At 70.5% G+C, this 19,549-nt stretch carries 18 protein-coding genes and 1 pseudogene; 10 read left to right on the top strand and 9 right to left on the bottom strand.

The window, feature by feature from the left end; translation table 11 throughout:
- Positions 1–7: 7 nt before the first annotated feature.
- From FHS38_RS21800 to FHS38_RS21785, 4 genes are all read left to right on the top strand, one after another.
- The gene (locus tag FHS38_RS21800; RefSeq protein WP_184735902.1) at positions 8–238 is read left to right on the top strand and encodes a phosphopantetheine-binding protein; all 231 of its coding nucleotides are present in this window, start codon (positions 8–10) and stop codon (positions 236–238) included.
- Positions 235–4,326 (top strand): non-ribosomal peptide synthetase, encoded by a 4,092-nt coding sequence (locus FHS38_RS21795; protein ID WP_444545774.1) that lies wholly within the window; start codon positions 235–237, stop codon positions 4,324–4,326. The genes FHS38_RS21800 and FHS38_RS21795 overlap by 4 nt, the downstream gene beginning before the upstream one ends.
- Positions 4,326–5,048 carry a 4'-phosphopantetheinyl transferase family protein gene (locus FHS38_RS21790; RefSeq protein WP_184735900.1) on the top strand — a complete coding sequence of 241 codons (723 nt, stop codon included), beginning with the start codon at positions 4,326–4,328 and terminating at the stop codon, positions 5,046–5,048. The genes FHS38_RS21795 and FHS38_RS21790 overlap by 1 nt, the downstream gene beginning before the upstream one ends.
- 207 nt (positions 5,049–5,255) lie before the next feature.
- Positions 5,256–6,026 (top strand): hypothetical protein, encoded by a 771-nt coding sequence (locus tag FHS38_RS21785; protein ID WP_184735898.1) that lies wholly within the window; start codon positions 5,256–5,258, stop codon positions 6,024–6,026.
- 174 nt (positions 6,027–6,200) lie between these two features.
- Here the strand turns inward: FHS38_RS21785 and FHS38_RS21780 are convergent, their stop codons facing one another.
- The 3 genes and pseudogenes from FHS38_RS21780 to FHS38_RS21770 form a co-directional block, all read right to left on the bottom strand.
- Complete coding sequence (locus FHS38_RS21780) at positions 6,201–6,563, bottom strand: YybH family protein (RefSeq protein ID WP_184735897.1); 363 nt, start codon at positions 6,561–6,563, stop codon at positions 6,201–6,203.
- Positions 6,564–6,795: 232 nt separating this feature from the next.
- Positions 6,796–7,911, bottom strand: a complete 1,116-nt coding sequence (locus tag FHS38_RS21775) for an endonuclease/exonuclease/phosphatase family protein (RefSeq protein ID WP_184735895.1) — start codon at positions 7,909–7,911, stop codon at positions 6,796–6,798.
- Between the two features lie 232 nt (positions 7,912–8,143).
- Positions 8,144–8,602 (bottom strand): annotated as a pseudogene (locus FHS38_RS21770) (peptidase dimerization domain-containing protein); the annotation flags it as partial.
- Between the two features lie 111 nt (positions 8,603–8,713).
- Between FHS38_RS21770 and FHS38_RS21765 the strand changes: the two are divergent.
- The gene (locus tag FHS38_RS21765) at positions 8,714–8,932 is read left to right on the top strand and encodes a hypothetical protein (RefSeq protein ID WP_184735893.1); all 219 of its coding nucleotides are present in this window, start codon (positions 8,714–8,716) and stop codon (positions 8,930–8,932) included.
- A 67-nt stretch (positions 8,933–8,999) separates the two neighbouring features.
- On the opposite strand, the gene FHS38_RS21760 is transcribed toward FHS38_RS21765, so the two are convergent.
- Positions 9,000–9,584: a hypothetical protein gene (locus FHS38_RS21760; RefSeq protein ID WP_184735891.1), complete on the bottom strand. Its 585-nt coding sequence runs from the start codon at positions 9,582–9,584 to the stop codon at positions 9,000–9,002.
- Positions 9,585–10,363: 779 nt separating this feature from the next.
- Here FHS38_RS21760 and FHS38_RS21755 point away from each other — a divergent pair.
- Together FHS38_RS21755 and FHS38_RS21750 are read left to right on the top strand one after the other, a co-directional pair.
- Positions 10,364–10,510, top strand: a complete 147-nt coding sequence (locus FHS38_RS21755) for a hypothetical protein (RefSeq protein WP_184735889.1) — start codon at positions 10,364–10,366, stop codon at positions 10,508–10,510.
- A 315-nt stretch (positions 10,511–10,825) separates the two neighbouring features.
- On the top strand, positions 10,826–12,853 hold the full coding sequence (locus tag FHS38_RS21750; RefSeq protein ID WP_184735888.1) for a HelD family protein: 2,028 nt from the start codon (positions 10,826–10,828) through the stop codon (positions 12,851–12,853).
- Positions 12,854–13,218: 365 nt separating this feature from the next.
- Here FHS38_RS21750 and FHS38_RS21745 read toward each other — a convergent pair whose 3' ends face one another.
- Positions 13,219–13,620 (bottom strand): VOC family protein, encoded by a 402-nt coding sequence (locus tag FHS38_RS21745; RefSeq protein WP_184735886.1) that lies wholly within the window; start codon positions 13,618–13,620, stop codon positions 13,219–13,221.
- Between the two features lie 269 nt (positions 13,621–13,889).
- On the opposite strand from FHS38_RS21745, the gene FHS38_RS21740 reads away from it, so the two are divergent.
- A complete protein-coding gene (locus FHS38_RS21740) occupies positions 13,890–15,995 on the top strand; it encodes an alkyl/aryl-sulfatase (protein WP_184735884.1) in 2,106 nt (701 codons plus the stop codon).
- Positions 15,996–16,038: 43 nt separating this feature from the next.
- Here the strand turns inward: FHS38_RS21740 and FHS38_RS21735 are convergent, their stop codons facing one another.
- A complete protein-coding gene (locus FHS38_RS21735) occupies positions 16,039–16,245 on the bottom strand; it encodes a DUF397 domain-containing protein (RefSeq protein WP_184735883.1) in 207 nt (68 codons plus the stop codon).
- Positions 16,242–17,069, bottom strand: a complete 828-nt coding sequence (locus tag FHS38_RS21730; RefSeq protein ID WP_184735881.1) for a helix-turn-helix domain-containing protein — start codon at positions 17,067–17,069, stop codon at positions 16,242–16,244. The genes FHS38_RS21735 and FHS38_RS21730 overlap by 4 nt, the downstream gene beginning before the upstream one ends.
- A gap of 139 nt (positions 17,070–17,208) precedes the next feature.
- Between FHS38_RS21730 and FHS38_RS21725 the strand changes: the two genes are divergently transcribed.
- Together FHS38_RS21725 and FHS38_RS21720 are read left to right on the top strand one after the other, a co-directional pair.
- Positions 17,209–17,547, top strand: coding sequence for a hypothetical protein (locus FHS38_RS21725; protein ID WP_184735879.1), 339 nt, complete (start codon positions 17,209–17,211; stop codon positions 17,545–17,547).
- Complete coding sequence (locus FHS38_RS21720; RefSeq protein WP_184735877.1) at positions 17,544–17,777, top strand: DUF6255 family natural product biosynthesis protein; 234 nt, start codon at positions 17,544–17,546, stop codon at positions 17,775–17,777. Before FHS38_RS21725 ends, FHS38_RS21720 begins: the two co-directional genes overlap by 4 nt.
- A 19-nt stretch (positions 17,778–17,796) precedes the next feature.
- Here FHS38_RS21720 and FHS38_RS21715 read toward each other — a convergent pair whose 3' ends face one another.
- The gene (locus FHS38_RS21715; RefSeq protein ID WP_221495219.1) at positions 17,797–18,876 is read right to left on the bottom strand and encodes a cobalamin-independent methionine synthase II family protein; all 1,080 of its coding nucleotides are present in this window, start codon (positions 18,874–18,876) and stop codon (positions 17,797–17,799) included.
- The gene (locus FHS38_RS21710) at positions 18,873–19,421 is read right to left on the bottom strand and encodes a hypothetical protein (RefSeq protein WP_184735875.1); all 549 of its coding nucleotides are present in this window, start codon (positions 19,419–19,421) and stop codon (positions 18,873–18,875) included. The genes FHS38_RS21715 and FHS38_RS21710 overlap by 4 nt, the downstream gene beginning before the upstream one ends.
- Positions 19,422–19,549: the final 128 nt, after the last annotated feature.

Below are 19,549 nucleotides of genomic sequence, written 5' to 3'. Positions count from 1 at the left end.
ACCCCCCATGGCACTCACCCTGGACCAGATCCGCGCCGACGTCGCCGACGTGCTCGGCGAGGACCCCGCGGACATCCCCGACGACGAGAACCTCGTCGACTACGGCCTCGACTCCGTGCGCATCATGACCCTCGTCGAGCGCTGGCGCCGTGACCACGGCACCGAGGTCACCTTCGTGGACCTCGCCGAGCAGCCGGCCATCGAGCAGTGGGCACCGCTGCTGGGGGTCCGGGCGTGAGAGCCGCGCGCACCCTCGACCGGCCCGCCACCGGCGCACCGCGCCCGGCGGCGCCGGAGGGGCTGCCCCTGACCGCCGCACAGTCGGGCATGTGGTTCGCCCAGGCCCTCGACCCCGGCAGCCCGGCGCTCAACACCGCCGAGTGCATCGAGATCCACGGCGAGGTGGACCCCGTCCGCTTCGCCGAGGCCCTGCACCGCACCGTCGGCGAGGCGGACGCCCTGCGCGTACGGCTGGTGGCCCCCGCCGAAGGCGAGAGCGGCCCCCGCCAACTGCCCATCGCCATCGAGCCGCCCGGCCAGGGCTTCCCGCTGCACACGGCCGACCTGCGCGGCGAGCGCGCCCCCGACGCCACCGCCCGGGCCTGGATGCGCGCCGACCTCACCGTGCCCTTCGACCTGGCCACCGGCCCGCTGTTCGCCCACGCCCTCTTCCACGTCGGCGACCGGCGCTGGCTGTGGTACCAGCGCGTCCACCACGCCGTCATGGACGGGTACGGCTACTCCCTCATCGCCCGCCGCGTCGCCGAGGTCTACACCGCCCTCGCCGCCGGCACCGCCCCCGGCCCGAGCCCCTTCGGACGGCTCGCCGCGCTGGTCGCCGAGGACGCCGCCTACCGCGACTCGGCGACGCACGAACGCGACCGCGCCCACTGGGAGGACCGGTTCCGCGACCGGCCCGCCGTCCCCACCCTCGCCGGCCGCAGCGCCCTGCCCTCCCTCCCCCATGGCCTGAACGGCATGGGAGGCACCCCCATCGCCCTGCGGCACTCCGCGCACCTCGGCCCCGAGGCGACCGAGCGGCTGCGCGAGCTGGCCACGTCGGTCCGGGCCACCTGGCCGGACGTCCTGTTCGCCGCCCAGGCGCTCTACCTCGCGCGCGCCACCCGCAGCGAGGACGTCGTCCTCGGGCTGCCCATGATGGGCCGCATGGGATCCGTGGCGCTGCGCGTCCCCGGCATGGTCATGAACGTCCTGCCGCTGCGCTTCACCGTCACCCCCGACTCCACCTTCGCCGAGCTGACCCGCCAGGCCGACCTCGGCATCCGCGACGCCCGCCGCCACCGCCGCTACCGCTACGCGGACATCCGCCGCGACCTCGGACTGCTCGGCGAGGGCCGGGCGCTCGTCGGCCCGCTCGTCAACGTCATGCCGTTCGACTACGGGCTCACCTTCGCCGGCGCCCGGTCCGACGCGTACAACCTCTCCGCCGGGCCCGTGGACGACCTCACCGTCAACATCTACGACCGCGCCGACGGCACCGGGCTCCACATCGACTACGACGCCAACCCGGCGCTCTACGAGTCCGCCGAGGTCGCCACCCACCAGGAGCGGTTCCTCGACCTCCTGACCCGGATCGCCGACAGCGACCCCCACCAGCCGCTCACCGCACTGTCCCCGGGCACCGAGGAGGAGCGCGAGCGCGTCCTCGTCGAGTTCAACGACACCGCCGTGCCCGTGCCGCCGACCACCCTCATCGGCCCGATCGAGGCCCGCGCCGCCCGCAGGCCCGGCGCGACCGCGCTCGTCGCCGGCGAAGTGACCCTCACCTACGGCGAGCTGAACGCCCGCGCCAACCGGCTCGCCCGCCACCTCGCCGCCCTCGGCGTCCGGCCCGGCGCCCTGGCCGCCGTGGCCGTCCCCCGCTCCGTCGACCTCGTCGTCGCCCTCCTCGCCGTCCTCAAGGCGGGCGGCGCGTATCTGCCGCTGGACCCCGGATACCCCGCCGAGCGGCTCGCCGACATGCTCGGCGACGCGGCGCCCGTCTGCGTCCTGACCGACACCGCCACCCGGCCGTCCCTGCCGGACACCGAGCTGCCCGTCCTCACGCTCGACGACCCCGCGCTGCGCGCCGAGCTGGCCGCGCACCTGCCCACCGACCCGGGCCGCCCGCTCACCCCGCAGCACCCCGCGTACGTCATCTACACCTCCGGCTCCACCGGCCGCCCCAAGGGCGTCGTCGTCCCGCACTCCGCGATCGACAACCGGCTGCGCTGGGCGCAGGGCCAGTACGGACTCACCCCCGACGACCGGGTGCTGCAGAAGACGCCGTCCGGATTCGACGTGTCCGTCTGGGAGTTCTTCTGGCCGCTGCGCGTGGGCGCCACCCTCGTCCTCGCCGAGCCCGGCGCCCATCAGGACCCCGCCGCGCTGGCCCGCACGATCCGCGAACAGGGCGTCACCACGGCCCACTTCGTGCCCTCCATGCTCCGCCTCTTCCTCGACGAGCCGTCCGCCGCGCACTGCACCGGCCTGCGCCGGGTGCTGTGCAGCGGTGAGGTGCTGCCCCGCCAGGCCGCCGAGGCCTTCCACCGCACGCTCCCCGGCGTCCCGCTGCACAATCTGTACGGGCCCACCGAGGCGGCCGTCGACGTCACCCACCACGCCTGCGCACCGGGCGAGGACGGGCCCGTGCCGATCGGCCGGCCCGTCTGGAACACCCGGCTCTACGTCCTCGACCCCGACCGCCGCCCCTGCCCGCCCGGCATCCCCGGCGAGCTGTACGTGGCGGGCGCCCAGCTCGCCACCGGCTACCTCGGACGCCCGGACCTGACGGCCGAGCGCTTCGTCCGCGACCCGTTCGCCGAGGCCGCCGGGCGCCCCGGCGAGCGCATGTACCGCACGGGCGACCTGGCCCGCTGGCGGCAGGACGGTGCCCTCGAATACCTCGGCCGCACCGACCACCAGGTGAAGCTGCGCGGCCTGCGCGTCGAACTCGGCGAGGTGGAGGCGGCCCTGGCCGCCGACCCGCACGTCGCCGCCGCCTGCGCGACGGTCCGCGAGGACCGCCCCGGCGACCGCCGTCTGGTCGCCCATGTGACTCCGGCCTCGGCGGATGCCGCCGCTGAGGCCGGCCCTGCCCCGACGAGGGGACCGGCCCCGCTGGACCCCGACGCCCTGCGCGCACGGCTCGCCACCCGGCTGCCCGACCACATGGTGCCCAGCGCCCTCGTCGTCCTGGACGCCTTCCCGCTCACCCCCAACGGCAAGCTGGACCGCGCGGCGCTCCCCGCCCCGTCGGCCGCGGCCCGCCCCGGCGGCCGTCCGCCGCGCGGGCCCCGCGAGGAGACCCTCGCCCGGCTCTTCGCGGAAGCGCTCGGGCTGCCGCGTGTGGGCGTCGACGACGGGTTCTTCGACCTCGGTGGCGATTCGCTGCTGGCCGCCCGGCTCGTCGCCCGGATCCGGGCCACCCTCGGCGTGGACCTCGCCCTGGGCGCGCTGTTCCGGGCGCCCACCCCCGCCTCGCTCGCCGACCTGCTCCACGGCGACGGCGGGGAGGGCGCGCTCGGCGCCGTGCTGCCCCTGCGCCGCACCGGCGACCGCACACCGCTGTTCGTCCTGCCCCCGGCGGTCGGCCTCAGCTGGTGCTACTCCGGTCTGCTCGAAGGGCTGAGCCCCGACCAGCCGGTGTACGGGCTCCAGGCGCGCGGCCTGAACCCCGGGGAGACACTGCCCGCCACGATGGAGGAGCTGGCCCAGGACTGGCTGGCCCGCGTCCGCGAGATCCAGCCGCACGGCCCCTACCGCCTGCTCGGCTGGTCCGTCGGCGGCGTCGCCGCCCACACCCTCGCCGTGCTCCTCCAGGAGGCGGGCGAGAAGGTGGAGCTGCTCGCCGTCATGGACGCCTACCCCGCCGACCAATGGCGCGAGACACCCACCCCCGGCGAGGCCGACGCCCTCGCCGCTCTGCTGCGGATGGCCGTGGACGACCGGCCGGACGGACAGGCCGGCCCGGACGGGCCGGAAGGCGAACCGCTCACCCGCGAGCGGGTCACCGCCCGGCTGCGCGCCGAAGGCAGCGCGCTCGCCGCACTCGACGACGACACGCTCGCCGCCGTCCTCGACGTCGTCGTCAACAACGTCACCCTCATGCGTACCCACCGGCACCGCGTCTTCGACGGCGACGTCCTCTTCTTCACCGCCGCCGCACCCCGCGCCGAGCACTGGCTGTCGCGGGACGCGTGGCGCCCGTACGTCACCGGTAGCCTGATCAACCGCGATATCGACTGTCTGCACCCGCAGATGACCCGGCCGGGGCCGATCGCGGAGGTCGCCGAGGCGGTGGCCGGCTACCTGGGGGAGGGCTGATGTCCGTGGACGGCGGTGAGCGGGCCCATGGGACGCGGCCCCTGGTCCTCGGCCGCGACCCGCTGCCCGGCGCGTGGACCCCGGGCAGGCCGCACGTCTGGCTGCTGCGGGTCCCCGACCACGCCCCGCAGCGGCCCGCCGCGTACGAGCGGATCCTCGACGCCCGGGAACGGGACCGCGCCGCCGCGTTCGTCCGGGACCTGCACCGGGAGCGCTACGCCGCGGCCCACGTCGGGCTGCGGCGGCTCCTCGGCGCCTATCTGGACCTGGACCCGGCGGCGGTGGAGCTGACGCGCGAGCCGTGCCCCGGCTGCGGCGGCCCGCACGGCCGGCCGGCCGTCGCCGGGGCACCCCTGCACTTCAACCTCTCGCACGCGGGCGACCTGGCCCTGTTCGCCTTCGCCGGCACCCCGGTCGGCGTGGACGTCGAGGAGCGACAACCCGCCGCCGTCGTCACCGAGGTGGTGCCCTCGCTGCACCCCACGGAGACCGCCGAGCTGACCGCGCTCCCGGAAGCGGCGCGCCTCGGAGCCTTCGCCCGCTGCTGGACCCGCAAGGAGGCCTACCTCAAGGGCATCGGCACGGGACTCTCCGAGGACCCCTCGGTCACCTATGTCGGCTCCGGCCCGGCCCCGACGTCCCCCACGGGCTGGTCGCTGACCGACGTCGCCGTGGACCCCGGCTACGCGGCGGCACTGGCGGTCGCCGACACCATCGGGTGAACGGCCGGGCCTCACCGGTGGCACCTCACCGCGTGGTGGGCTGTGCCGGCGCTCGCCGCAATGCTCGTGATCGGCCGGCTGCTCGCCCGCTCCATGCACCGCCGGCGGACCTGACGCCCGTTCACCGCACGGGAGTTGGTGCCAGACGGCCGTCGAAAGCCCGCCTCGCCGAGCGCAGGGCGCCCCGAGTTTGTTAGCGTCACCCGAATGAACAAGATCCACAAGGTGCGCCTGATGGCAGCGACCGCCTGCGCGGCGGCGCTGATCGGCGTCACCGCCTGCGGCAGCGAGAGCGGCGGCAAGGGCGGCGGCAAGAGCGGGCTGGACGCGATGTCCGCCCAGCAGATATCGGACAAGGCGATGCAGGCGCTGCGCGACGCGAAGTCGCTGCGCTTCAAGCAGGACGGCTTCACCCAGGGCCAGCCCGTCAAGATGAACCTCATCCTGGACCGCCAGGGCTCCTGCGCCGGTCAGGCCGGCGGTGCGAAGGGCGGCTCCACCGACGTCATCAAGCTCGGTGACAAGGTCTGGATGAAGCCCGACCACGCGACGTGGGAGGAGCAGATCGGCGCCACGAAGGCGGCGACCATCGAGGGCGTCACCAAGGGCCGCTACATCCACGGCCCGACGAGCGACCCGCTGCTGGCCGGCATGGCCAACACCTGCGACCTCACGAAGTTCCAGGCCGCGATCAAGGGCGCCGACTCGTCCGGCGACGACATGACCAAGGGCAAGCCGACCACGGTCGAGGGCAAGAAGGTCGTTCCGCTGGAGGGCAAGAGCGGCAAGGGCGACGCGACGACGGTGTACGTCGCCTCCGAGGGCACGCCTTACCCGGTGAAGGTCGTCCAGGTCGAGGGTGGCAAGACCACCACGACGATCATCACCGACTACGACAAGCCCGTGCCGACGACGACGCCTTCCCCGGCCGAGTCGATCGACATCGCGGAACTGCGGAAGCAGCTCCAGGGCGCGTGAACCGGCTCCCCGGATCCCGGCTCCCCCTCCGCCGGGAACGGTGACGTTCCGCAGACGCAGCGACGGGCGGCGCGCTCTCCACTTCCACTCGGAGAGCGCGCCGCCTTCGGTACGTACGGACAGAGCTCCAGGGCCTGTCCGGGACTGAATCCCTGCCGCAGAGGACGCGCACGATCAGTCGGCGATCTCGGGACGGTCGATGATGCGCAGCCAGGTGCCGTCCACCTGCCGCCGGGCGACCTGGACGCGACCGCCGGTACCGTCGGCGGGCCGCGTCGAGGTGACGGCCAGGTCGCCGTTGCGCACGGTCGGCAGCGGCTCCTCCACCTCGAAGCGCGGCGCCTGCGCCATCATCTGCCGGTACAGGGCGAGGATCGCCGCCCGGCCGACCGTCTGTGACCCCGGCGGGTAGGCGACGACGGCGTCCTCCTCGTAGAGCTCGGCGAGCCCTTCGGCATCACCGGCGTTGGCGCGCTCCACGAACATCCGGGCCAGGTCCTCGGGTTCGGTGGCGCGGGTGCGGGGGGTGGGGCTCATGGCGGCTCAGCTCCTCGTGGTCCTTGTGCGGGCCCGGTTCCTCGGGGCCCGGGCCCGGCCTCTGACGGCCTGTCCTGTGCCTCCAGCCTGGCGGCGCACGATCTAGAAGTCCAAGAGCTGGTTGTATTGGCAACTAGAACCAATCGTTATGGCCCTCGCCTGCTCGCCCATCTCGTCACCGTGGTGATGGGGCAACCCCTCATGTAGGGCTCTACTTCTGTGCGGGTGTCACTCAGCGCAGCAGGAGCACGCTCCTGACCCCGGCGTGGTCGGAGGGCCACAGGCCTGACGGAGTGCGGTCGGCCTGCGTGTCGCCGACCCGGTCGCTCGCCAGTGCGGTGACGCCGTTGCCGCGGAAGAGTACGTAGTCGATGCGCTGGGTGAGGCTGGACGTGGGGTTGATCAGGTGGGCGGCCTGGCAGCAGGTGAAGCCGGGGTTGCGGGGGCGGGTGGCGGTCCAGGCGTCGGTGAAGCCGGCGGCCAGCAGGTGGTTGTAGGTCTGGGTGGCGGTCCCCGGTGTTGCGCCGACTCCGCCGGCGGCCGAGTTGAGGTCGCCGAGCAGCACGGTGGGAAGAGTGGTGTTCAGCGGGCCGGCGAGCAGCTCGTCGGCCTGTGCTTCCTGGACGGGGGGAGAGACGGGCTCCAGATGGGTGGTGACCACCCGGGCGGTGTGACCGCGCACGGTGGCGTCGGCAGCGACCCAGCCGCGCTCGACCTTGATGGGGACGTTACCGGGTGGCACGCAGCCGAACGTCGGGCGGCAGATGGGCACGTGGGCCTGGAACCGGGCCGCCTGAGGGTTCGCCACGGAGAAGACGCGCGCGGGCAGGTCGGTACGGGCCAGGAGCACGTCGCGGTCGGTGAGCCGGATGTCCTGCAGGCCACCGCCGGGCAGGGAGCGCGGGGCCTCGAAGTCGCTGCCGACGGTGACGCTGGCCACGACCGCGTAGTGCCTGCCCCGGGAGGCAAGCTTGTCGAGCAGGATCTGCAGGAAGTCGTACTCGACGTGGGTGGCACTGCCCGGCCCGGCTGGGGTCTGGCTGCGCCACAGCACGGCTTCCTGGAGGCCCACGAGGTGAGGGTCGCTGTCGGCGATCTCGTCGGCCAATGCCTTGGCGCGCTCGGGAAAGTTCGTCACCTGGACGTTCGCGTATACCGCGGTCACCGCGGCGACGAGCGCTTGGGGGTTACCGGCGGCGAGGACGGGTGCGAGGTCGGCACCCAGGTAGAGGTTGCGGGTTATGACCCGCAAAGGGGCGTGGCCCTCGGCGGCCGATGTCGCAGTGAGTGACCCGGGTGTGAGGAGCAGGAGCGCTCCCAGGGCGGCGGTGACCCAACGGCGAACCATGCGAGGAGACCTTTCGGTGCATAGGTGGGCGAAAGTTCCCATCTTCGGCAACAGCTAAGGCGGCCGGACGCGATGTGTCGATCCAGGTGTAGGCCGGGTAGCCGAAGCTCTCCTCAGTGGTCGCTGCGACGATCGCGTGACACGACACGGGAGGAATCGTCACCAGGGGCACCTGGGGCATCGGCCCCCGGGGAGGGGATCTGGGACGTTCATGGAGCGGGCCCAGGAGATGTCAGAGCGCCTGGAGGAGGTCAAGGACGGCCCGGTGATAGACGGCATAGACCTGCGGCAGCTCGGCGAGGCGGGCCCGCTCGTCGAAGCCGTGCAGCCCCTCATATGCCGGGCCGAACCCGGCGGTGGCCGGGATGCCTTCGCCGGCCAGCAGGTTGCCGATGTTCGACGGGCCCGCCGTCTTCGCCCGCACCGCCAGGCCCTCGGCGGCAGCGGCGTTCAGCACAGCGGCAGCCGGCTGCTCATGTGGCGCCAGCTGAAACGGTGGCCAGCTGGCCACCGGGGTGATCCCGGTCGGCCGGGGAGCGGGCAGCTCCGCGTCCAGCTCGGCCACCGCCTTGCGCACCAACGTCTCCGCATCGTGCGCATCGAAGCCGGGCGTCGTACGGACGTCGACGTTCAGCTCGCACAGATCAGGCGTCACTGAGAAGCCCTGGCCGCTGTGGAAGGCGGTCACTGGAGGGTTGGCTGACACCGGCCCAGCAACACACCGCAGTCGAACCCCTCCGCCCACGGCCGCTACGTCGACACCGACGTGCCGCATCCACCGACGGCCCGCATAGCCCAGTACGTGATCGCCTTGCTGGAGCAATGGCCCGACCTTACGGAAGACGAGGACGATATCTCTCCGTGGTCGACCGGGCCATTGATCGTCGAGGCGAGAGGCCCGCTGATCTACCTCCCCATGCGCTACATCATGGCCGATGAAGCCTCAGCTCGCGCCACAGCTGTCGCCGCAGCGATGGGGCTCGTCTGCTACGCCCCTCAGACCCAGCAGGTCAGGAAGTAGAGCCCTGCCGAGCTGGCGTATATCGACATCGCGGTGCTGCGGAAGCAGCTTCGGGAAGCGAGAATGGTCAACCGGATTTCGAGCCGGCTGGAAGTTTACTCAAGATGTCAGCCCTGACATCCTTGGGGCCGACGACAATGAACGAATTATCACTCTTCCGTGAATTCGCTACCGTGACGGATCCGCGCGGCGCCGATGGGCGCTCCGAGGCTTTAGGGGCATATTCGACGATCATTGCGTTCTTGCCGCAGGACAGCGAGGCCCAGGGGTCGGATGCGGAGGAGCCGGAAGCCGAGGAGCTGCGGTAAGGGCCCGCAGGGAGGCGTGAACTTCCCTGATCGGCGTTTTGCGGCCACTCAGCCTTCAAGCTGATCGGCGTGCCCTTCGCTGAATTGATGACCAGGAGTCCGCATTTGCGTCCTTCGGCATAGGCGATGATGCGGTGCGATCCCATATGTATCTCTCCGACGGGCTGTCGCTTCTCGGGTGTCGGCCCGGAATCCATATCGGACAGGGGGTCGCCCTCAAGGGTGATCTCCTCAAGCCTCTGCAGCGGGGCGTCTTGTGGCGAAGGCGGGGGAGATGCGTCGCTTTCGCCCTCCCCTGCCGCGCAGGCGGCACATCCTAACGAGAGGGTGATGCCAATGATCAATGATCGGATAGTGCGCGTCATCGGCAAAAACCTCCACTCGGCCGCCAGGCCGGATCATGCGTTAGCCGAGCCACTGGTTGAAGCGCGCACAGATTTCCCTGGCCGCTCGTCTGCTGAATGACATTCGTGCCGCACTGCTGGCCCTGGTATTTCTTGTCCGTGACCTTGGGGCCTATAGCGTTCGCAGTAGCGTCGGCAACCGTCTCATCGGCAGGTGCTCTGTCAACAGGGACGCTGCGCTTCACGATCATGCCTGGGGCCGGGTCGATGAATCCGGCGGGAGCGACTGTACCGGAAACAGGATCCTGTCCGCCAAGATTTACTGTAGGGGCCGCTGCGGCAGTTCCAACGGCCAGCGCGCTGAAAACAGCAGCGCCAGCGAGCACGGTGAACATGCGATTCAAGGAATTCCCCCCCTGGGAATTAGCTTGCTCTGCGATGATCGGCACTCAACGTATCCTGCCTCCCATCCATGATCAACGCTATTCATGCCTATTCCAGTCGGCGGCGAGATGTATGGCTTAATTCGATGCGGAGTATGCAGGTGGTAACCCCTGCATCGCGCCAACCATGGGCCAGATATTCCTCCGGCCACCCATCCGCATCGGCCCGCCGAACGACAGACGGTGCAGGATCACGAGCGCCTATCAAGCCCTGCCCGCGCGGCGGACGGGATCGAGGCCTCCCGCGAGGCCCTCCATCGCGGCCCGCAGCGCGACGCGGGCCAGATCGACGCCGGACATCGCGCCGCCGCTCATGCCGGCCCCCAGGTGTCATCGATGTCGGTGGGCTCCGGCCCCGGGGCGGGGGCGACGGCGGCCGGGCGGGGCGTGGGCAGCACGACCGGGGCCACCGGCGTGGCCGGGACGTCGTTGGCCGACTGCGCGGACGCGGCTTCGGCGTGGTGGGTCTTGGTGGCGGTCTGACGGGCGCCGTTCGCCTCGCAGGGTCTTCCCCCTTTTCCCGAGCGCGGCAAAACATCGCCGGCATCCAAGGGCGGGCTCGCCCATAAGGCAGGCGGGCATCGGGAGCGCAACTAGCGATATGCGGAACGGCGGAATGCAGATGCGCCATACGGTCAGCCGTCATGGATTCAGTCGTAGGGCCATGGCTTCGCCAAGTAAGTCAAGACTTACCTTTAGGGATCTTTGACCGTATGGTGTGGCTCGAATCGAAGGAGCCCCCTGTTGTCAAAAGTGAATGATCCTGCTGTGCGTGCGGTTGACTCGGAGCGGGATTATGTGTCCTCCTTGTATGAGTTGCTCACCGAGCGGCTTTCCGAGGCGCGAGTGCACCGAGCGAGTGTGCTGAAGGCCCCGGCGGAAAGCGCCGGTGAGGCATACGAGAGAGAAATCGCCGCCGAGCGTCTGGCCAAGGAAATCGGCCGGCTGGAGGGCGCCGAAAAGGGGCTGGTCTTCGGGCGCATCGACTGGACGGATGGCACGGCCCTGCGCATCGGGCGGATCGGACTGCATACGGAGGAGGATGACCTGCCTCTGCTCGTGGACTGGCGCGCGAACGCGGCGCGGCCCTTCTACGAGGCGACACCGGTCCACCCGATGGGCCTGCGGAGGCGCCGGCACCTGCGCCTCGATGAGCGCACGGTCATCTCGGTGAGCGACGAACTGCTGGACGGGACCGCCCCGACCGACGAGGACGTCGTGGGGGACGGCCCGTTGACCGAGGCTCTGTCGGCACGGCGTACGGGCAGGATGCACGCGGCCGTCGCGACGCTGCAGGCCGAGCAGGACGAGATCGTCCGCTCCGCCCACCGCGGGGTGACCGTGGTGCAGGGCGGGCCCGGCACCGGCAAGACGGTGGTCGCCCTGCACCGGGCGGCCTATGTCCTGTACGCGTTCCCGCGCGCCGCGGAGGAGGGTGTCCTGGTGGTGGGCCCGAACGCCCGCTTCATCGACTACATCTCCCAGGTCCTTCCCTCGCTCGGAGAGAACGACGTCGTTCTGGCGACCTGCCGGGAACTGGCCGGAGTGTCCACGGACACGGTGGACCCGTTCGATACGGCGCGTCTCAAGGGCAGCTCCGACCTCGCCGACGCCTTGGCCGGCCTGCTGCGCGCCCACCAAGCCCCCGCCGGTGACTTCACCGTGCGGGTCGGACAGGAACTGGTTCACCTCTCCGGCGAGGAAGTCGCCACGGCACGCGACGCCGCCGTGGCAGCCGCACAGGGGCACAACCCCGCGCGCCAGGTGTTCAAAGAGCTCTTGGTCGACGCCGCCACCGACGCGATGCAACGAGACATGGGCGACCTCCTGGAGCAGATCGACGCCGATGCCGAAAAGATGACGGGCATCAACCTCGACCGGTTCACGGGAGTCGCCCAGCGCCGTGCCGAAGGCGCGGCCGACTCAGGTCCGGTCCACGAGCTGGACCTGGACGCCATCCGAGCCGATCTCCTCGACGACGCCGGCGTCGACCGAGCGGTCGAGGTGTTGTGGCCGCGGCTGGTACCCGGTGACCTCGTGAAGGCGCTCCTGACGAACGCCGGCGCTCTCGCCGAGCACCTGCCCCGCCTGACCGCGCAGGAGCGGTCCCTCCTGCTGCGCGGTCCGGACGACCCGTGGACCGATGCCGATGTGCCGTTGCTGGACGAGGCGGCGAGCCTGGTCGACGGTCCCCCCGAGCGGACGTACGGGCACGTCGTCGTCGACGAGGCGCAGGAACTGACCGCCATGCAGTGGCGGATGATCGTCCGCCGCTGCCCGTCAAGGGCGATGACGCTGGTGGGTGACTTCGCCCAGGCAGGCCCGGTCGCGACAGCACGCGACTGGAAGGAAGCACTGAGCCCCCACGTCGGACCGCGGTTCAAACTGCACAACCTGACCGTCAGCTACCGCACCACGCAGGAGATCCTGGAGAGCGTCCGGGACCTGCTCATGCGGATCGCTCCGGACCAGAAGCCCACACGGTCACTGCGAAGCGGTGAGAGCCCTCGCACCGTGACCACACCTCCGGACGGGTTGGTCACCGCCGTCGTTCAGGAACTCCGCGCCCAGAGCACCGCGCACCCGGGCGAGCTTCTGGGTGTGATCTGCGCGGACACCAGGGTGAGCGAGCTGACGGCCCAGGGCATCGCTCACCACGCACGCATCGTGCCGGCGTCCGAAGCGCGCGGCCTGGAATTCGACGGGGTCGTCGTCATGAACCCCGGGGAAATCATCACGACCCGCCCCGGTGGGGAAAGGGACTTGTACGTAGCCCTGACCCGGGCCACCAAGCGCCTCTGCACAATCACCGCCCAGCCCGCCTGACGACTCGGCGCCCGCGTCGTCGCCGCGGGCGCACCCGGCGCGGTACAGACACCGGCCCGCGCGCACGGGGCTGCTCGCCGCCTCACCGCTCGTGGCCGCACCCGGCATCACGCGGCCTGGTCCAAGCCGACGACGCTTTCGCGGACGGAGACGGCCACCCGCATCAGGTGCCGGAACTGGGACCCGATCAGTGCGGACGGTCGAGGCCATCGCGTCCAGGGTGGAGAACGCCGGCAACTCCAGCCCGGCCCCAGACGACAAGCCCAACATCACGCCAACGAGGGAGAGTCGAACAGGTGACGGGTTGCGGTCTCAAGAAACCAAGATCATCCCGTGGCCTCTTTCGGGCTTACCTTGGCGATCCCTCAGTAGGACTGGAGCTCGATGAGCGTGCCGTCGGGGGCACGGAGATGAGCGGCTCGTGACAGTCCCCACTCCGGGCGGGCCTGGGGCTCGGCCACGACCGTCGCGCCGTGCGCGCCGAGCCGGGCGGTCGCGTGGTCCACGTCCGTGACGCGCAGGGCGAGCATCGAGGTGTCCTGCGACGCCGAGGCCGACGGGAGCCCGTCCGTGCCGACGGCCTCGGCGATGGCGGTACGGGAGAACAACGCGAGGAGCGTCTGCCCGTCGAAGTCCCAGCTGGCGTACCCCGCTTGGGGGATGAGCCGGGCGGGCTCGATTCCCAACAGATCACGCAAGGCGGCCTGCCAGAAGTCGGCGGCGGTGGCGAAGTCCTCCACGAGGAGGCGTGGGTAGAGCGCATCCATGATCGTCAGCGTACGCGTTCCGGTGCGGTTCGCCACCTCACCGGGTACGGATGCCGAACCCCGGGCCCCGCTGGTTCCGTCGGCGTCCGGCGCCGATCGTCGCTGTCTCGGCGCACCGGGAGCCCGGGCAACGGTGGCTTGATCGGTTCCTTGTATGTGGATCTGTCGCTTCATAGCGTCGTTGTCGCACCTGTACGGCTATCGCACCGCAAACGCCCCACCCGCGGAGCGCGCATCGCGCTGTCCGCATGTCGCAAGGAGGCAGTTGCATGACCGACGCCACGGACCCCACCGAACCCGTCGAGCCGTCCCCGTCCGTCGTGGACGCGAACCGCGGGATCATCAACACCGTCCCGCCCAACACGGAGGACTACCAGGACGCCCAGCGCGGGCTGCTGGCCCTGCCGGGCTCTCCGGCGATCCCGTCGCGTGACGGCAAGAGTCTGGTGTGGAACTTCGCGGGATACGACTTCCTCCTGGCGGGCGAGGAGGAGGCCCCGCCGTCCGTCAACGCCAGTCTGTGGCGGCAGGGCCAGCTCACTGCCATGGCGGGCCTGTTCCAGGTCGTGGCGGGCCCCCGCCGTGCCATCCACCAGGTCCGCGGCTACGACCTGTCCAACATGACGATCGCCTCCGGCGACACCGGCCTCGTCGTCATCGACCCGCTGGCCTCCTACGAGACCGCGCAGCACGCTCTGAAGCTGTACCGCGACACGACCGGGGACAGCCGGCCGATCAGCGCCGTGATCTACACCCACAGCCACGTCGACCACTTCGGCGGCTCGCGCGGGCTGTTCCACGAGACCGGCGACGTGATACCCGAAGGTCTCGCGGTGTACGCGCCCGAGGGGTTCCTCGAGCACGCCATCAGCGAGAACGTCTACGCGGGCCCGGCCATGGCCCGGCGCGCGGAGTACATGTACGCCGCGAAGCTGGACAAGAGCCCCTACGGGCAGGTCGGCTCCGGCCTCGGCCTGACGATCTCGACGGGCGAGGTGACGCTCGTCCCGCCGACCCACTACATCGGCGGACCGCGGATTCAGCCCACCCCGGAGAAGGATTGGCTTTCCTCCAGCGTCATCCCCTGGCGGCCGGGTCTGTACCAGCACTCCGTCGACGGCATCCCCATGGTCTTCCAGCTCACCCCGGGCACCGAGTGCCCGGCGGAGATGAACTTCTACTTCCCCGAGCTGCGAACCCTGTGCATGGCGGAGAACTCCACCCACACCCTGCACAACATCCTGAGCCTGCGCGGCGCCCAGGTCCGTGACGCGCACGCCTGGTCGAAGTACCTCACCGAGGCGATCCGTACGTTCGGCGAGCACACCGAGGTCGAATTCGCGTCCCACCACTGGCCGCGCTGGGGTCAGGACAGCATCATCGAATTCCTCAGCAACCAGCGGGACATGTACGCCTACCTCAACAACCAGACCCTGCGGCTGATCGACCAGGGCTTCACCGGCATCGAGATAGCGGAGAAGCTCCAGCACCTGCCGCCGGGCCTCGCCGAGCACTGGTACAACCAGGGCTACTACGGATCGCTCAGCCACAACTTCAAGGCCGTCTACCAGCGCTACATCGGCTGGTTCGACGGCAACCCCGCCCACCTCTGGAACCTCCCGCCGGCCCAGGCCGGGGCGAAGTACGTCCGTGCGATGGGTGGCCCGGCCGAAGTCGTCCGCATCGCGCAGCAGGCGTACGACGCCGAGCCCCCGGAGTACCGCTGGGTCGTCGAGCTCCTCAACCACGTCATCTTCGCCACCGGCGCCGCCAGCGATGCCTTCGACGTCCCGGCCGACGTCCTACAGAGCGCCAAGAAGCTCCAGGCCAAGGCCATGACCCAGCTCGGCTACGGCTCCGAGAACGGCACCTGGCGCAACTTCTACCTCACCGGCGCCGAGGAACTGCGCACCGGCCCGCAGAAGCCGGCGTCCCACGGCGCCTCGGACCTGGTGAAGAGCATGTCGTTGGAGCAGTTCTTCACCGCCATGGCCAAGAGCATCGACGGCCCCAAGGCCGCGACGGAACAACGCTCACCCATCGTGCTGCGCTGGGTCCTCACGGGCACCGGCCAGGAGTGCACCACGACACTCCGTAACGGTGTGCTGATCTACGTCGAGGGCCAGGACGCCCTTGCCGGAAAGCCGCAGGCGACCATCAGTCTGACGCGCGCCGCACTGGATCAACTGGCTCTGGCCGGAATCCAGTTCAAGAAGAACTTCGACGCGGCGGTGGCCAACGGTGACATCCAGGTCGACGACCAGGCGGCCGCCGACACGGTCTTCGGCTACCTGACCTTCCCGGACCCGGTGTTCCCCATCGTCACCCCGCGCCCTGTGGTCTCCGACCAGGAGCCGGGGCCTGTGACGAACTGATCAGTGGCTGTGGAACGCCCTGGGCCGTGCCGGTCCGGGGCGTCTACGCGTGTCCTGCCGGCAGCGTGGCGATGAACCTCGTCCATGCGGTGGCGGGGAATACGAGCACCGGGCCTTGAGGGTTCTTGCTGTCCCGAACGGGGACGGCGTCGGGGATGCCGTCAGCGACCTCGACGCATTCGCCTCCGTTGTTGCCGCTGTAGCTGGACTTGCGCCACGCGGAACCCGGTATGTGTGCTCGGTTGGTCATGAGTAGCTTTCCTTCAAGATTGAGTTGATCAGGGGAGCCGAGTCATTCGGCGGTAGCGCCGTCGCGATGAGCAGATCGTAGGCGCGGGTCGCCGAAGCCACGTCATCCTGCTCGGCCAGGAAGTAGCCCCTTGGGAAGCCGTCGACATGCACCACGTCCGCGCCTTCGTTGAACGACAGGAGAGCGAAGGAACCGCTCCATCCGTGATAGGGCTTCCCGTTCTCCGGGATGATTTGCACAACGTGTGGTGCCGTATCCGCCAGGTCTCGGAGCCGTTCCAACTGCCCCTTCATGACCCCGACCCCGCCAACCGTTCGCCGGAGTACACCCTCGTCCAGGATGACCCAGAGCTTGGGCGGTTCCTCGCGAGCCAGGATGCGCTGACGCTCCATCCGCGCGGTCACCAGGTCGTCAAGATTGGGCAACCGGCCCGTCTCCATGATGGCCCGGGCGTATTCCTCCGTCTGCACCAACCCCGGCACGAGCTGGCACTGGAACATCCGGATGTGGGTAGCGACGCCTTCGAGCTCGACGTACTTGCGGAACCACGGCGGGAAGGCGGACCTCAGCACGAGCTGCCAGAGCCGAACGAACCTTCCGTTGGCGTGCGGAAACACCTGATCGCAGGCTTCTGCGAATTCGAGCCGCGGGACGCGCTCCCCGCCTTCGACCTTCGCGACCAGCGAGTAGCCGCAGTGGGCCTTCTTGCCCAACTCCTCACGTGACAGGCGCAGCCGCTCACGTTCCAGCCGCACCTCGCGCCCGAAGTGCGCCAGCGGCGTCACCGGTAGGTCGGCATCGGCCGTTTCGTTCTCCACGCTCACAGGAACTCCCCGGACTGGGCTGGACAGTTGCGCCTGTCCAAGTGGCCTACCTGTTCACCGTACGAGCGGAGCGCAACGCTGGTGACACGGTCAGTGAACATCGCTCCGAACGAGCGAACGGAACGCAAGAGGTAGCCGCATGCCCCATACCCCCGAACAACCGCGCGAAGCCTTGACAGTCACGGGCACCCCGTCCACCTACGCACCCGCCACCGGGGACCTCGTCTGGGACACCACCACCAAGCGCGTGGGCGAGGTCATGGACACCCGGTGGATGCGCTACCAACTGCGTCCGCCCGGCGGCGGGATCGAGTGGCACGCGGCCGCCGAGAACCTGCTGCCCGTGACCCAGCCGCACTGCATGGAGTGCGATCGGATCAAGGCCGGGCACCGGGACGCCACGGCAGGGGGAAACCGCCGACTCGCCGAGGAATGGACCATGGCCATGGGCCGTCACCAACGGACCGCCCACTCATGACGCCGGCCACCACCACCCGCTGCCCTCACCCCACGTGGACCACCACGAACGGCGCGGCGGCCTGCGACCGTTGCGGACTGCGCCGGTTCCCGGACTACACGGCCCTCGCCCAGGCCGCCCGGGACCGGCCCCAGGGCCGCACTCAGCCGACGGTCTCCGTGAGAGGCGTTTCGCGGCTGCGCATGGCGCAGTCGGTCACGATGCCGTGCTCGTGCAGGGCGGGCCTCTAGGCCCGCCCTGCACGACGGGTCAGCCGGCCAGCTCGCGGGCGGCCAGGGACGTGCCCTCGATCCGGGCGCGGATCTTGGCGAAGGCCGTGTCGCGGGAGGTGGAGGTGTCGTCGGCGAAGGGGGAGAATCCGCAGTCGTCGCACGTGCCCAGGCGGTCCAGGGGCAGGTAGCGGGCGGCCGTCAGGACCCGGTCGCGGACCTGTTCGGGGGTCTCGACGCGCGGGTCGATCGGATCGGTGACGCCGATGAACACGCGGGCGTGGCCGGGCAGATGGTCCGCGAGGACACCGAGGACCTTGTCCGGTTCCTGCTCGCTGGCCAACTGGACGTAGAAGGCGCCCGCCTTGAGCCGCAGCAGCCCCGGCAGCAGGGCGACGTAGTCCACGTCGAGGCTGTGGGTGGAGTCCTGGTCGCCGCCGGGGCAGGTGTGCACGCCGATCCTGGCCTGTTCGGCGGCGGAGAAGCGTTCCAGGACACGGTTGTTGAGCGTGATGAACTGCTCCAACAGCCCACCGCTCGGGTCCAGCTTCAACGAGAGACGGGCCTCGGTGAAGTCCAGTTGGACGACGTGGGCGCCGGCATCCAGACAGCCGCGGATGTCGGCCTCGGCTTCGGCGGTCAGATCGTCGAGGAAGGCCTCGCGGGGATAGCCGTCGATGCCGTCCGCCGGGTAGAGCAGGCTGAGCGCCGAGGGAGCGATGACGGCCTGTTTGACGGGGACGGTCGCGTGCCGCCGGGCTGCTCGCAGGTAGCGGTCGGCGTGCACGCCGTAGCGCAGCGGTCCGGCTGTCAGACGGGGCAGCTGCCGCTGGTGTCCGTCGGCGAAGGGGATGACGGCGCCGTCGGGTGCCAGGTGGTCCAGCCCGGCGAGGGGATACGTGGCGAAGCTGGGCTTGGACTGTTCGCCGTCGGTGACGACCGGCGAGCCGATCTCCTCCAGACGGCGGACGGTGTCGCGGACCGCGTCGTCCTGGGCGGTGGCGAGTTCGTCGTCGCCGATCCGGCCGTCGGCGTGGGCCGCCATGGCTGAGAGCAGCTCGGCGGGCCGGGGAATGCTGCCGATGGGTTCGGTGGGGATCCCCACGAAGGATTCGGTCATGGCCGGATCTCCAGCTGCGCCTGGCCACTGTTCCCCTGGAGACCGGAGGAGAGACATTCCGTGGGCAGCTCACGGGGCAGTGCGAGGAGCACGTCCCGCTGCGCCGACTGTCCCTTGCCGCGCCCCTCGGTGACCCGGCCCGACAGATGGACATCGAGAACGCCGACGGTACGGAGCGTTGTGCCGCTGTCGTAGACGATCAGTGACCGTTCGCCGTCGGCATACCGCACGATTTCCGTGATGCGGGGGCTGGTCAAACCGTTGCAGGAAGCCGACGGTGACACCCCGTCCAGAGAACCGGTGGCCGGAACGGTCCGGCCGGGGGCGACGGTGCACGTGTACCGGGCCTCGGTGTGGACGCGGGTCGCGCGTGACTCGAGGGTCAGGGGCGGGGCGTACACGCTGGTGCTGGGGCCCGTGCACACCACGCCCCCCGGGCCTCTGTGTCTGCCCTCGTCGGCCTGACCGGCCGGAGCCCCCGCCCACGACGAGCCCACCAGGGCCAGGGAACTCAACGCCACCGCCGCACGACGCCCGCCGATCATGCATCCTCCAGGGATTCCGGATCCGGTACCGGCCCCTGGCTACCCCGGGTCGCATCAGCCACCCCTGGCTGTCGGCAGCACTCAACCGCGCGCGCCCCGCCCCGTGCGCGGTGCACACGCCCCGTGCA

The sequence above is a fragment of the Streptomyces netropsis genome (assembly GCF_014203545.1).
GTDB lineage: Bacteria > Actinomycetota > Actinomycetes > Streptomycetales > Streptomycetaceae > Streptomyces > Streptomyces netropsis.
Note: the sequence above shows the minus strand (reverse complement) of the source record. Positions and strands in the feature narration are given on the sequence as shown.

What these genes read in the sequence shown, in the direction of transcription:
- FHS38_RS21800 (WP_184735902.1), top strand. Translation starts at nt 8, where the DNA reads ATGGCACTCACCCTGGACCAGATCCGCGCCGACGTCGCCGACGTGCTC.
- FHS38_RS21790 (WP_184735900.1), top strand. Translation starts at nt 4,326, where the DNA reads ATGTCCGTGGACGGCGGTGAGCGGGCCCATGGGACGCGGCCCCTGGTC.
- FHS38_RS21785 (WP_184735898.1), top strand. Translation starts at nt 5,256, where the DNA reads ATGAACAAGATCCACAAGGTGCGCCTGATGGCAGCGACCGCCTGCGCG.
- FHS38_RS21780 (WP_184735897.1), bottom strand. Translation starts at nt 6,563, where the DNA reads ATGAGCCCCACCCCCCGCACCCGCGCCACCGAACCCGAGGACCTGGCC.
- FHS38_RS21775 (WP_184735895.1), bottom strand. Translation starts at nt 7,911, where the DNA reads ATGGTTCGCCGTTGGGTCACCGCCGCCCTGGGAGCGCTCCTGCTCCTC.
- FHS38_RS21755 (WP_184735889.1), top strand. Translation starts at nt 10,364, where the DNA reads ATGTCGGTGGGCTCCGGCCCCGGGGCGGGGGCGACGGCGGCCGGGCGG.
- FHS38_RS21745 (WP_184735886.1), bottom strand. Translation starts at nt 13,620, where the DNA reads ATGGATGCGCTCTACCCACGCCTCCTCGTGGAGGACTTCGCCACCGCC.
- FHS38_RS21740 (WP_184735884.1), top strand. Translation starts at nt 13,890, where the DNA reads ATGACCGACGCCACGGACCCCACCGAACCCGTCGAGCCGTCCCCGTCC.
- FHS38_RS21735 (WP_184735883.1), bottom strand. Translation starts at nt 16,245, where the DNA reads ATGACCAACCGAGCACACATACCGGGTTCCGCGTGGCGCAAGTCCAGC.
- FHS38_RS21725 (WP_184735879.1), top strand. Translation starts at nt 17,209, where the DNA reads ATGCCCCATACCCCCGAACAACCGCGCGAAGCCTTGACAGTCACGGGC.
- FHS38_RS21720 (WP_184735877.1), top strand. Translation starts at nt 17,544, where the DNA reads ATGACGCCGGCCACCACCACCCGCTGCCCTCACCCCACGTGGACCACC.
- FHS38_RS21715 (WP_221495219.1), bottom strand. Translation starts at nt 18,876, where the DNA reads ATGACCGAATCCTTCGTGGGGATCCCCACCGAACCCATCGGCAGCATT.
- FHS38_RS21710 (WP_184735875.1), bottom strand. Translation starts at nt 19,421, where the DNA reads ATGATCGGCGGGCGTCGTGCGGCGGTGGCGTTGAGTTCCCTGGCCCTG.